The organism is Chlorobaculum tepidum TLS, from assembly GCF_000006985.1.
Taxonomy (GTDB): domain Bacteria; phylum Bacteroidota; class Chlorobiia; order Chlorobiales; family Chlorobiaceae; genus Chlorobaculum; species Chlorobaculum tepidum.
This window is the reverse complement of sequence record NC_002932.3, coordinates 400,590-412,362: the sequence shown is the minus strand read 5'-3', so window position 1 is coordinate 412,362 and position 11,773 is coordinate 400,590. Positions and strand designations below refer to the sequence as shown.

The 11,773-nt window shown below is 60.9% G+C and carries 13 protein-coding genes and 1 riboswitch; all 13 genes read left to right on the top strand.

Features of this window, described 5'->3' with window-relative positions; all coding sequences use genetic code 11:
• Positions 1–51: 51 nt before the first annotated feature.
• The 13 genes from AYT24_RS01940 (at position 52) to AYT24_RS01880 (ending at position 11,740) form a co-directional block, all read left to right on the top strand.
• Entirely contained in the window at positions 52–1,314 is a 1,263-nt protein-coding gene (locus AYT24_RS01940; RefSeq protein WP_010932090.1) for a nitronate monooxygenase, read from the top strand.
• A gap of 117 nt (positions 1,315–1,431) precedes the next feature.
• Positions 1,432–2,439, top strand: coding sequence for a hypothetical protein (locus tag AYT24_RS01935; RefSeq protein WP_164926852.1), 1,008 nt, complete (start codon positions 1,432–1,434; stop codon positions 2,437–2,439).
• Between the two features lie 101 nt (positions 2,440–2,540).
• Positions 2,541–2,753: riboswitch (cobalamin riboswitch) on the top strand.
• A 21-nt stretch (positions 2,754–2,774) separates the two neighbouring features.
• Positions 2,775–3,101: a hypothetical protein gene (locus AYT24_RS01930; RefSeq protein ID WP_164926851.1), complete on the top strand. Its 327-nt coding sequence runs from the start codon at positions 2,775–2,777 to the stop codon at positions 3,099–3,101.
• A gap of 19 nt (positions 3,102–3,120) precedes the next feature.
• A complete protein-coding gene (locus tag AYT24_RS01925) occupies positions 3,121–3,912 on the top strand; it encodes a transporter (RefSeq protein WP_164926850.1) in 792 nt (263 codons plus the stop codon).
• Between the two features lie 12 nt (positions 3,913–3,924).
• Positions 3,925–4,680, top strand: a complete 756-nt coding sequence (locus AYT24_RS01920) for an energy-coupling factor ABC transporter permease (protein ID WP_164926849.1) — start codon at positions 3,925–3,927, stop codon at positions 4,678–4,680.
• A complete protein-coding gene (locus tag AYT24_RS01915) occupies positions 4,680–4,997 on the top strand; it encodes an energy-coupling factor ABC transporter substrate-binding protein (RefSeq protein ID WP_164926848.1) in 318 nt (105 codons plus the stop codon). The genes AYT24_RS01920 and AYT24_RS01915 overlap by 1 nt, the downstream gene beginning before the upstream one ends.
• A complete protein-coding gene (cbiQ, locus tag AYT24_RS01910) occupies positions 4,994–5,779 on the top strand; it encodes a cobalt ECF transporter T component CbiQ (RefSeq protein WP_010932084.1) in 786 nt (261 codons plus the stop codon). Before AYT24_RS01915 ends, cbiQ begins: the two co-directional genes overlap by 4 nt.
• Positions 5,779–6,648: an ATP-binding cassette domain-containing protein gene (locus AYT24_RS01905; protein WP_010932083.1), complete on the top strand. Its 870-nt coding sequence runs from the start codon at positions 5,779–5,781 to the stop codon at positions 6,646–6,648. The genes cbiQ and AYT24_RS01905 overlap by 1 nt, the downstream gene beginning before the upstream one ends.
• Entirely contained in the window at positions 6,635–7,438 is an 804-nt protein-coding gene (gene cobA / locus AYT24_RS01900) for a uroporphyrinogen-III C-methyltransferase (RefSeq protein WP_010932082.1), read from the top strand. The genes AYT24_RS01905 and cobA overlap by 14 nt, the downstream gene beginning before the upstream one ends.
• Complete coding sequence (locus tag AYT24_RS01895; RefSeq protein ID WP_010932081.1) at positions 7,435–8,376, top strand: sirohydrochlorin cobaltochelatase; 942 nt, start codon at positions 7,435–7,437, stop codon at positions 8,374–8,376. Before cobA ends, AYT24_RS01895 begins: the two co-directional genes overlap by 4 nt.
• Positions 8,377–8,401: 25 nt before the next feature.
• Entirely contained in the window at positions 8,402–9,142 is a 741-nt protein-coding gene (locus AYT24_RS01890) for a precorrin-2 C(20)-methyltransferase (protein ID WP_010932080.1), read from the top strand.
• Positions 9,139–10,545, top strand: coding sequence for a precorrin-3B C(17)-methyltransferase (cobJ, locus tag AYT24_RS01885; RefSeq protein ID WP_164926847.1), 1,407 nt, complete (start codon positions 9,139–9,141; stop codon positions 10,543–10,545). The genes AYT24_RS01890 and cobJ overlap by 4 nt, the downstream gene beginning before the upstream one ends.
• A complete protein-coding gene (locus AYT24_RS01880) occupies positions 10,538–11,740 on the top strand; it encodes a bifunctional cobalt-precorrin-7 (C(5))-methyltransferase/cobalt-precorrin-6B (C(15))-methyltransferase (RefSeq protein ID WP_010932078.1) in 1,203 nt (400 codons plus the stop codon). The genes cobJ and AYT24_RS01880 overlap by 8 nt, the downstream gene beginning before the upstream one ends.
• Positions 11,741–11,773 lie beyond the last annotated feature (33 nt).

Genomic DNA, 11,773 nt, shown 5'->3' with positions numbered 1-11,773 from the left:
GCGCCCACCGGGCGGCACTTCAGTAACCAGCACGTATCAGATCTGAACACCATGAACGTCAATAATTTCAGATTAAAGCTCGGCGGAAAAGAGTATATCCCCATCGTCATCGGTGGCATGGGGGTCAATATCTCGACCTCGGAGCTCGCCTTGTCGGCGGAACGGCTGGGAGGTATTGGTCATATTTCCGATGCCGAGGTGATGTTTGTCTGCGACCAGCTGTTTGGAACCTCATACGTAGCCGACAAGCGCCAGATGTATGCGTCGAACGTCAACAATCGCGACAAATCGTCGGTGCATTTCGATCTGGAACAGCTCGCCGAAGCTCAGAAGCGGTTTGTATCCCATACCATCAGTCAGAAAACAGGCAATGGAGCGATCTTCATGAATTGCATGGAGAAGCTTACGATGAACAACTCCGCCGCGACACTCAAGGTGCGCATGGAGGCAGCCATGGAAGCGGGAATCGACGGCATCACGCTGGCCGCCGGACTCCATCTGAGAAGCCTCGATCTTATCAGCGAGCACGAACGGTTCCGTGACGTCAAGCTCGGCATCGTCATCTCGTCGGTGCGAGCCCTCTCGATCTTCCTGAAACGAGCCATGCGTTTGCAGCGGCCGCCAGACTACATTGTGGTCGAAGGTCCGCTGGCCGGTGGCCATCTCGGCTTCGGCCCAGACGACTGGCAGTCGCAAAGCCTGCAATCCATCGTGGCTGAAACGCTCGCCTTTCTCAAAAAGGAAAATCTGGATATTCCGATCATTCCTGCGGGCGGCATCTTCACCGGCACCGATGCGGTCGAGTACCTGCAAGCGGGCGCTGCCGCCGTGCAGGTGGCCACGCGATTCACCATCGCCAGGGAGTCTGGCCTGCCGGACGAGGTCAAGCAGCATTACATCAACGCCAGCCCGGAGGATGTGGAGGTCAACCTTTCATCGCCTACCGGTTATCCGATGCGAATGCTGAAACAGTCGCCGACCCTGTACTACAGCAGAAAGCCGAACTGCGAAGGACTTGGCTATCTGCTCGATAACAACGGTCAATGCTCCTATATCGACGATTACTACGAGGCGCTCGAATCAAGGAACCCCGCAGAGGGCCGTTTCGTGGTCAAAAACCACACCTGCCTCTGCACCGGCATGGCTCGCTACGACTGCTGGACCTGCGGCCATACGGTTTCACGGCTGAAGGAGACCGTCAACCGGTTGCCGGACGGCTCCTGGCAGTTACCTTCCGCCGAGGATATTTTCATGGACTACCTCCTGAGCGAAAACCACTCGATCAGAAAACCGGAGATCAAAAAGCAAGGGTGAGCGTCAGTCTTTTTGCCTCAGACAATCAGATAGCTTACCTTGGATGGAAAGGAACAAGTGCGTCTCTCGCGCCTGTTCCGTCACCATGTTCCAACCAGAAAACAGCCTCCTTCCAACATGAAGAAACAACTGCTCTCCTGGTTGAGGCTGTCTGCCTCGTTCATCATCCTTCTCCTGGCGGCCATTGCCGTCAACCAGCTCTACAGTCTTTCGGTAGTACTGAACGGCCTTCTCCCCTACTCCGGCTATGCATTCCTTGCCCTTTGGGTTCTCTTTTTCGCCGTTACGCTTTTCACCGGTTTGCGGCTCTGGAGCGCACCGAAAGCGCCTCCGCTGGCCGACCGGGTCGGAGGCAGCAACTTCGAGCCGTATATCGCCTGGCTGGGCAAATCGCTCGCCGTGCACCACGCCCATCCTGACGGCGGCAGAAAGGAGCACGACCTGCGCTGGATCAAGGCCAATATCAAACTCCACGAGGTCGATGCGCTCAACACAACCAAAACCGTAGCCACGAAAAACTTCTTCATCGGCGCTTTCGCCCAGAATACCTCCTACGGCACGACGACATCGCTGGTCAACAACATCAAGCTTGTCTGGAACATCTACGCGAGATACCACCACAAACACTCGATCAGGGAGTTCCTGCGACTGCTCAGATCGGTCTACGAGTGCCTGCCGCTGTCGGATTTCAACAAGGGTGAGCTTCCGGCGCACATCAAGCCGATCATCCAGTGCTCGTTCAGCAATACACTCTCCTCTTTGCTGCCGGGAGGAAACCTCCTGACACCATTCTTCCTGAACCTGTTCCTTGCGGGCGCAACCAACACCTACCTCACCTGCCTTGCCGGCATCATTGCCTCGAAGCACTGCCAGGTGCTCTCGCTCGAAGACAAGGAGGAGATTGTGCAGCAAAGCATGTTCGAAGCGGCATTCATGCTCAAAGAGATCGTCAAGGAATGCAACCCGATCCTCTCCGTCACCATCAGCAACGCCGTCAAGAAGGCGGGCATCGAAAGTCTCGACACCGTCACCGCGCCAACATCAAGCAGCAGCCTGGCGCAAGACATCGTCTCCCACCTCGCCAGCTCGATCAAGCACATTATTATGGAGAGCGGGAAAGAGTAAGGGAGAATGATGAATTGAAAAGAGTGTCCCTGCCTCGGGGGGCGTCCTGTTCGGGCTGAAAAAAAATCGTCCAGCATTTGCCCAGACCCTTCTTTTTCTTATACTTCATCCGATTATGTGGTGCCCGCCATGGAAACATACGGGCTTAAAAGGGAATCCGGTGAGAGTCCGGAACAGTACCCGCTGCTGTAATTCCGCGCTGGCCGCAAGGCTGGCGACAAGGTTTGCCGACAATGCCACTGTCCCGTTCAGGGATGGGAAGGCCGGCAGAATCCGGGAAAGTCAGAAGACCTGCCTCATATTTTTTGGCTTCGGGAATAAAGCAACATACTACCATGAAACACAACTCCGTTCCGCTTTTCGGAACAGGCTGGGTTCGGGCATCGATCCGGTCGATGCGCAGCCGACTGTTCCGCTCGCTTTTCAGTCGATTCGTTCCTCCTGTCTATCACGATCTGTTCCGCTCGCCTTTCGGCGTCCCGGCGCGATTCGTGCTGTTTTCCATCGCCCCCCATCGATCCTGTCGCACTCATCTTATCGGCTATTGTTCGCCTTTTTCGCGTCAATCCGGTCAACACTGTCAACACGATCATCAAGGGCATGACGGTTTTACCGTCGCCGGTCATCCGCTGACCGCCATTCCGTTCTGGCAACTCAACTGAAGCAAGAAAACAAGTGGTTATGAAACAATATGTTATGGCGACAGCACTACTGTGCTACGCCGCTCCGGCTTACGCGGCCTATCCCCTCACGACCGACGATACCGGCACCCAGGGCGCCGGCGGCTGGCAGATAGAGCTCCATACAGAATTTTCCACCAGCAGCAGGACCGATGGCGGCGTCCGCATCAAGGATCGTGAAGACGACGCGACAACGGTGATTTCGTATGGCGTCGCAAAGCGCATGGATGTTATTGTCACCTTGCCGTACCAGTGGTATCAGCATCGGCAAGGGCAGCTCGTTACCGACGATGAAAGCGGCATCGGCGATATGACGGTCGAACTCAAGTGGCGCTTCCTGGAAAACGAAAAGAGTGGTCTCAGCCTTGCCGTGAAACCCGGCATTTCGTTGCCGACCGGTGACGCCGACAGGGGCCTCGGTACTGGTCGGGTGACCGGCGGCGCGGTGCTGATCGCCACAAAAGAGTTCGGGGCGCTGACGCTGCACGCCAACGCCGGCTACCATCGCAACGCTTACGCACTTGACGCGGATGACGCAGCGTGCAACAAGGACATCTGGAACGCATCCCTTGCGGGCGAATATGCGTTTTCGGAAAAGCTCAGGGCAGTTGCCGATATCGGTCTCGAAACGGCCACAGAGAAGGGTTCACGCACACATCCTGCATTTCTTATTGGTGGACTGACTTACAGCATCACCAAAGATTTCGATTTCGATTTTGGCATCAAGGGTGGTTTGAACGATGCCGAACCTGATACGGCTGTGCTGCTGGGCCTGGCCGCACGATTCAATTAAAGGAGGATAACCATGACCAATTTGAAATTCCGCTTTTTCGCCGTGGCCTCGATGGCCGTGGCTTTTATGCTCTTCGGTGGCGGCGAGGCTTATGCCATGCACATCATGGAGGGCTTCCTGCCGCCGGGCTGGAGCCTGTTCTGGTGGCTGGTGTCGCTGCCGTTTTTCGTGCTCGGCTTCATCTCCCTGCGCCGGATCGTGGCGAGCAATCCGCGCATGAAGCTGCTGCTGGCCATGGCGGGGGCGTTCGCCTTCGTGCTCTCATCGCTCAAGATTCCCTCCGTGACCGGGAGTTGCTCGCACCCGACCGGCGTCGGGCTTGGGGCGATCATGTTCGGGCCGTCGGTGATGAGCGTGCTCGGCGCGATCGTGCTGCTCTTCCAGGCGCTGCTGCTGGCGCATGGTGGCTTGACCACGCTCGGCGCGAACGCATTTTCGATGGCGATTACCGGGCCGTTCGTGTCATGGGGTTTGTACAAACTTTTCGACAGTTTGCGCTCGCCGCGCTGGCTGTCGGTCTTTGTCGCTGCTTCGATTGGCGATCTGGCAACTTACGTGGTCACCTCTTTTCAGCTCGCCTTCGCGTTCCCTTCCATCACCGGCGGCGTTGTCGCTTCGGCGGTCAAGTTCCTCGGTATTTTCGCCATCACCCAGGTTCCGCTCGCCGTGAGCGAGGGCATCCTGACGGTGATGGTCTATAACGCCATCATGGCCTACACGGGTCAATCATTCTTTGGCGCGCAGTCGCTTTCCAGGGAGGTGAAGTGATGACAAAAGCTTCGACAAAGAGCAATCTGCTCGTGAAAAATCTGTTGCTCGGTGTGCTGGTGATCGCGCTGGCCGCCGTACCGCTGATGAGCCTCAAACACGCCGAGTTCGGCGGTTCGGACGACCAGGCCGAACATGCCATTACGCAACTGCACCCGGAGTACAAGCGGTGGTTCACGCCATTCTGGGAGCCGCCGGGCGGCGAGGTCGAGAGCCTGCTCTTTGCGTTGCAGGCGGCCATCGGCGCGGGCGTGCTGGGCTACGGCCTCGGATTTCTGCGAGGCAAGCATGAAGCTTCCGGTTTCGAGCAGCAATGATGACGCTTGACGAACACGCCGCCCGTTCCCGGCTGCGCGATGTCGCGCCGGTATACAAGCTTTTCTACGCGCTGCCGCCGATCGCGATGGTGCTGTGGGCCGATTCCATTGTGTTTTCCCTGCTGGTGCTTCTCTTGATGGGAATCACGGTTGTCGTGAAGGGCGGCGTGCGGCCAGTCGATTACCTTCGCTGGCTGACTCTTCCGGCGGGATTTCTCCTGATTGGAACCATTGCGGTGGCCGTGGATGCATCCGCATCTCCGGAAGCGTTCATCGTCTCCGCGCCGCTCGGCGGAGTGCACGTCGGCGTCACCTCCGCCGGACTCGCGATGGCGGCGCATCTCTGTTTCAGGGCGCTCGCGTCGGTCTCGTGCCTCTACGTCATCGCCTTCACCACGCCGGTCGCCGACCTTGCCCGCTCGATGGCTTCGGTCGGCCTCCCGCCACTCTTCGTCGAGATGACGTTGCTGGTCTATCGTTTTGTTTTTCAGCTTTTCGATACGTCGTCGGCGATAGCCACAGCCCAGAAGTCACGTCTCGGATATGCCGGCCTGCAGGCAACGTTCCGCTCGCTCTCCGCGCTCGCCTCGAATCTTTTCGTATTTTCGGCAAGGCGTTCAGAGGAGCTGTACGTGGCCATGGAGTGCCGGGGCTACGACGGCGCGATCCGCGTGCTCGCGCCAACGAGCGGAGCGCGGCAGCCGTCGCTTGCTGGCATTGCGTTGGTCGAGGCGGCGTTGCTTTGCGTCGCCGTCGCAACGCATTTCGGGAGGCTCTTCTGATGCCGTCGCCGGATATTCTCCGAACCGAGGCGCTCCGGTGCGTCTGGCCGGACGGCACCTTGGCGCTCGATGGCGTCGATCTTTCGATCCGCGCGGGCCAGGTCACCGCGTTGCTCGGCAGCAACGGCGCGGGCAAGTCGTCGCTCCTGCTCAGTTTTAACGGCATCCTGAAGCCGCAATCGGGCCGGGTGCTGCTGCTCGATGAGCCGCTCGACTACTCGGCTCGCGGCCTGAAGGCGCTGCGGCAGAAGGTCGGCATCGTCTTCCAGAACCCCGACGCGCAGCTCTTCGCGTCGAGCGTTTACGAAGACATCTCCTTCGGCCTCTGCAACCTCGGCCTGCCGGAGCCGGAGACGCGGCGGCGGATCGAGGCGGCGATGGAGCTTGTCGGCGTGTCGGCACTAGCGCGCAAGCCGGTGCACCACCTCAGCTTCGGGCAGAAAAAGCGGGTGGCGCTGGCCGGGGTGCTGGCGATGGAGCCGTCGGTGCTGCTGCTCGATGAGCCAACCGCCGGACTCGATCCGCAGGGCGCGGACGCCATCATGCGCTTCATCCGCGAGTTGCAGCGCTCCCGTGGGATGACGGTGGTGGTCGCCACGCACGACATCGAAATGGCACCGCTTTTCTGCGACCGCGTCTGCATCATGGAGCGGGGGCGGGTGCTCTTCGAGGGCGAAATATCGGCGATAGTCGAGCATCGCGATCTCGTGCGGCAGGCCGGGCTTCGCCTGCCGCGCATCGCGCATCTGATCGAGATTCTCGTCTCGAAGGACGGCTTCACGCTGCCTGGCAATGTGATGACAATTGGCGCAGCGCGAAAGGTTTTGAAAACATTGAAAGAGAATCAAAAAAGCGATGAGCGACGGTAAGGGTAAGGTTTTTCTGGTGGGCGGCGGGCCGGGCGATCCGGAGCTGCTGACCATACGTGCACACAACGTGCTGCAATCGGCGGACGTGGTGCTGCATGACGCGCTCATCAGCCCGGAAATTCTTGCGTTGCTGCCGAACGGCGCGGAGCGGATCAGCGTCGGCAAGCGCCTCGGCGACGGCAAGGATCAGACCGACCGCCAGACGAAGATCAACGACCTGCTCGTCCGTCACGCCAGAGAGGGTAAATGCGTCGTACGGCTGAAGGCTGGCGACCCCTTCATGTTCGGGCGCGGCATCGAGGAGGTGCGTGCGCTCGCCGCCGCCGGAGTGCCGTGCGAGGTGGTGCCGGGCATCACGACGGGCATCGCCGCCGCTGACCTCTGCGGCATCCCGCTCACCGAACGCCACCGGAACAGCTCGGTGCTCTTCTGCACCGGCCACACGGCGGACTACTCGCTTGGGCATTTCGCGGCGGTGATCGAGCTGATGAAGGCGGGTACGCCGCTGGTGATGTACATGGGTTTCGAGAATCTGGACAAGATCGTCGAGCGCTTCATCGACTCCGGGCTGTCGCCGGAACTCCCGGCGTGCGCGGTTTCGCGCGTCTCGCGGAGCGACCAGACGCTGGTTGCGGCCACGATCGGCACGATTGTCCAGCAGATTCGCGAGCGCGAGCTATCCCTGCCGGTGGTGTTCATCATCGGCGAACACGCCGTTCCCGAGGGGGCGTGCCCAGATCAGTCCGATGCGTCCGATCCGTCTGATCAAAATCACAATGAACAGCAATGAGTAAGCACAAGAAACGGTCACAGATCAACAAGAAGGCGATTCTGCTTGCCCATTTCGGCACCACCTATCCCTCGGCACTGCCGTCGCTGGAGAACATCCGGAGGCAGGTGCGGGCGCGGATTCCCGGCATTGAGGTGCGGCACTGCTTTACCTCGAACATGGTGCGCAACATCTGGTCGGCGCGGCGGCGCGATCCGCAACGCTGGCTCGCCGAGGGCGTTGCCGACGAGTTCCTGAACGTGCAGGGGTTTCTCGGCGCGATCGGTAATTTACAGGACGGCAACTACCGGACGATCATCGTGCAGCCGACCCACATGTACCACGGCGAGCAGTTTGAGGATCTGAAATCCTACGTCTCGGCGCTCCAGTCGATCCGCACCATCAAGCGGGTCTGGTCGCCCTTCGAGAAGGTGGTGCTGTCGCGTCCGGCGCTTGGCACCTGCGGCGTGGAGCACGACTACACCGAGGACATCAAAGAGGTGGCGGCGCTGTTTGATGATGATGTCGAACGCGCCCGCCAGCTCGACGCGGCGCTGGTTTATGTGGCACACGGCAACGACTTCTTCTCGTCGGGTGTGTTCCGCGAAACCGGTGACGTGATGCGCAGTCGCTATCCGGGCGCACAGATTCACATCGGTATGATCGAGGGGCGGCCCGGCGTGGAGGAGATCGTCGCCGAGGTGACGGGCAAAGGGTGCACGACGGTGCTGTTGCGCCCCTTCATGATAACGGCGGGTGACCACGCGCACAACGACATTGCCGATGACGATACCGGTTCGTGGAAAGGAGCGTTCGAGGCGGCGGGATGTCGTGTCGAAATCCGCATGGAGGGACTTGGCTCGGATGATCGTTTCGCCTCGATCTTCGCCAAGCGGATTCTTGAAACCGCTGAAGATCATGGTATCGATCTGTTTTCAGCATCCGACAAAATCGATTAACGCTTTGAACAACCGTTTGCAACCAATGAACAATCAAGGCTCGATCATCAGCGTTTCGCTTGGACCGGGTGATCCCGGGCTGATTACCGTCAAGGCGCTTTCGCAGCTTCGCGAGGCTGACGTGATCTACTATCCCGGCACGGTCAGCGCTTCGGGCGCGGTGACGAGCGTGGCGCTCGATATTCTCAAGGAGTTCGATCTCGATCCGTCGAAGCTCCGGGGAATGCTCGTGCCGATGTCGCGCTCGCGTGGGGCCGCCGAGGCGAGTTATGCCGCGAACTACGCCTCGATGGCGGAAGAAGTGCAGGCGGGCCGACGGGTGGCGGTGGTGAGTGTCGGTGACGGCGGCTTTTACAGCACTGCGTCGGCGATTATCGAACGGGCGCGGCGAGACGGTCTCGATTGCTCGATGACGCCAGGAATTCCGGCCTTCATCGCTGCCGGGTCAGCTGCCGGGATGCCGCTTGCGTTGCAGAGCGACAGCGTGTTGGTGTTGGCGCAGATCGACGAGATCGGCGAACTCGAACGCGCTCTCGTCACGCACAGCACCGTAGTGGTGATGAAGCTCTCGACGGTCAGAGACGAGCTGGTTAGCTTCCTCGAACGGTACGCCAAACCCTTCCTCTACGCCGAAAAGGTGGGCATGGCGGGCGAGTTCATCACGATGGAAGTCGACGCCTTGCGCTCACGCGCTATCCCCTACTTTTCGCTGCTGGTCTGCTCGCCGCATTGCCGGCAGTCAACCCTTTCGCCCTTTGCGTCATGAACGGCACGATTACCGTTGTGGGCCTCGGCCCCGGCAGCGACTCGATGATGACCCCGCAGGTGCTCGATGCGATCCGCACGGCTGACGCGGTGGTCGGCTACACCGGCTACATGAAGAGCATCGCACACCTGATTCCGGACTCCGTCCAGACCGTGGCGACTGGCATGACCGGCGAGATGCAGCGGGCCGAAGAGGCGTTCGCGCTGGCCGCCGAAGGGCGTCACGTCGTTGTCGTCAGCTCCGGCGACGCGGGCATCTACGGCATGGCACCACTCATTGTCGAACTGCATGCGAGCGGCCGCTGGCCGGAGGTCGCGGTCGAGGTACTGCCGGGCATCAGTGCGTTCCAGGCCGCTGCCGCGCGACTCGGCGCTCCGGTGAGCCACGACTTCTGTGCCATTTCGCTCTCCGACCTGATGACGCCGTGGGAGGTGATCGAAAAGCGGATCGAGGCAGCGGCATCGGCGGACTTCGTGACGGCGGTTTACAACCCACGCAGCCGCGACCGCTACTGGCAGATTCACCGCTTCCGCGAGCTGTTCCTGCGCCACCGCTCACCCTCGACGCCGGTGGGCATCGTCCGCAATGTGACGCGCAAGGATGAGTCGGTCGTGCTGACGACGCTCGGTGAGTTCGATCCCGATTCGCTCGACATGTTCACCATGATGCTGGTTGGCAACTCGACCACCTTCTTCTCCGGAGAGCGGATGGTGACGCCGAGGGGCTATTTCAGCCGAGAGGAGCGTGGCCTGAGACCGGTTGGCCAGTCGATCATGAGCAGCAGCTTCCGCGCCATCGCGGAACTGATGAAGCCGGACTCACGCCCGACTGACGAGCGCTGGGCGGTCATGCACACGATTCACACGACCGCCGATTTTGAGATGCAGGAGTTGTTCCACGCCACACCCGGCGCAATCCAGCGGTGGCACGAGGCGCTGACCGCCGGTGGCGCGACGATCATTACCGACGTGACGATGGTGCAGTCGGGGCTGCGCAAGGCAGCGCTGGAGCGCTACGGCGTGACGGTGCGCTGCTACTTGCACGACGAGCGCGTGACGGAGCTGGCCAAAAGCGCGGGCATCACGCGCAGCCAGGCGGGGATGCGGCTTGCCGCCAAGGAGCATCCCGACGCGCTCTTCGTCGTCGGCAATGCGCCGACGGCGCTGCTGGAACTTGCATCGCTCCTGCATCGCGGAGGCTTCGCTCCGATGGGGGTGATTGGAGCGCCGGTCGGGTTCGTGAACGTAGTCGAGTCGAAGCACCGGCTCAAGGCGGCGGCGGGCGCAACGCCGATTGCCGTCATCGAGGGGCGCAAGGGTGGCAGCGCGATTGCGGCCACCATCGTCAACGCGGCCTTCAGCCTCGACGAGGCGGAGGCGATGAATCCGGGGCGCGATGTCTGAGCAGTTCACGCTCATCGGCCTCAGCGACAGCACGGAGCCGCATCTCGACCCCTCCGCCATCGAGGCAATTCGTGCACATCGAATCTTCGCAGGCGGAACCCGCCATCGCGAAATCGTCGGTGCGTTGCTGCCGTCCGCCTACCGCTGGATCACCATCGCGCCGCCGATTGACGAGGTGCTGTCGCAACTTGCCGGGGCGGACGAGCCGGTGGTGGTCTTCGCCTCTGGCGACCCCTTTTTTTACGGCTTCGGCGCAACCTTGCAGAAGCGTTTTCCCGGCGCGTCGATTCAAAGTTTTCCGACGTTTCACTCGCTTCAGATGCTGGCACAGCGCTGCCTGATTCCGTACCAGTCGATGCGTCATGCCTCGCTCACCGGGCGGAGCTGGGAGGAATTGGACTGCGCTCTGATAGCAGGCGAGCGGTTGATTGGCGTGTTGACCGACACCCGCAAGACGCCGACAGAGGTAGCGCGGCGAATGCTCGATTTCGGCTATTCCAGCTATCGCATGGCGGTCGGTGAATCGCTTGGCGGCAGCGATGAGCGGGTAACACGCTGTACGCTGGAGGAGGCTTCCGGGATGCAATTCGGCAAGCTCAACTGCCTGCTGCTCGAAGCTTCGGAGCCACCGAAGCGCTGGTTCGGTATTCCCGAAAATCTGTTCGACGGGCTGCCGGGGCGGCCCAACATGATTACCAAAATGCCCTTTCGCCTGGCCGCTCTCGCCGCGCTGGAGCTTGGCCGGGCGCGCACCTTCTGGGACGTTGGTTTCTGCACTGGCTCTGTCGCTATCGAAGCGCGGCTCCGGTTTCCCGGCCTCGCGGTGACCGCCTTCGAGAAGCGCCCCGAGTGCGATGCCCTGCTGGAAGTCAACGCCCGTCGCTTCGGAGCGCCCGGCATCGCAAAGGTGATGGGGGACTTTCTCGAACAGGATCACCGCGCGTTGTGCGGCAACGACGGCGTCGATGCGGTCTTCATCGGCGGCCACGGCGACCGGCTGGGCGAGCTGTTCGCCGCTGTGGCGACGCATCTCGCTCCCGGAGGTCGGGTGGTGATGAACGCCGTGCGCCGGTCGAGCGCCGAAGCGTTCACCGCCAGCGCCGCCCGCCACGGTATGGAACTCGCCGAGCCGCTCAAGCTAACCGTCGGCGACCACAATCCCGTGAGTGTGATGAAGGCGGTGATGCCGGGCTGAGCGCTTGAGACGCCCTGTCCGATCAGAACGTTA

Coding starts and splice junctions, on each gene's coding strand:
- AYT24_RS01940 (WP_010932090.1), top strand. CDS start 52: ATGAACGTCAATAATTTCAGATTAAAGCTCGGCGGAAAAGAGTATATC.
- AYT24_RS01930 (WP_164926851.1), top strand. CDS start 2,775: ATGAAACACAACTCCGTTCCGCTTTTCGGAACAGGCTGGGTTCGGGCA.
- cobJ (WP_164926847.1), top strand. CDS start 9,139: ATGAACGGCACGATTACCGTTGTGGGCCTCGGCCCCGGCAGCGACTCG.
- AYT24_RS01890 (WP_010932080.1), top strand. CDS start 8,402: ATGAACAATCAAGGCTCGATCATCAGCGTTTCGCTTGGACCGGGTGAT.
- AYT24_RS01905 (WP_010932083.1), top strand. CDS start 5,779: ATGCCGTCGCCGGATATTCTCCGAACCGAGGCGCTCCGGTGCGTCTGG.
- AYT24_RS01925 (WP_164926850.1), top strand. CDS start 3,121: ATGAAACAATATGTTATGGCGACAGCACTACTGTGCTACGCCGCTCCG.
- AYT24_RS01895 (WP_010932081.1), top strand. CDS start 7,435: ATGAGTAAGCACAAGAAACGGTCACAGATCAACAAGAAGGCGATTCTG.
- cbiQ (WP_010932084.1), top strand. CDS start 4,994: ATGATGACGCTTGACGAACACGCCGCCCGTTCCCGGCTGCGCGATGTC.
- cobA (WP_010932082.1), top strand. CDS start 6,635: ATGAGCGACGGTAAGGGTAAGGTTTTTCTGGTGGGCGGCGGGCCGGGC.
- AYT24_RS01920 (WP_164926849.1), top strand. CDS start 3,925: ATGACCAATTTGAAATTCCGCTTTTTCGCCGTGGCCTCGATGGCCGTG.
- AYT24_RS01880 (WP_010932078.1), top strand. CDS start 10,538: ATGTCTGAGCAGTTCACGCTCATCGGCCTCAGCGACAGCACGGAGCCG.
- AYT24_RS01935 (WP_164926852.1), top strand. CDS start 1,432: ATGAAGAAACAACTGCTCTCCTGGTTGAGGCTGTCTGCCTCGTTCATC.
- AYT24_RS01915 (WP_164926848.1), top strand. CDS start 4,680: ATGACAAAAGCTTCGACAAAGAGCAATCTGCTCGTGAAAAATCTGTTG.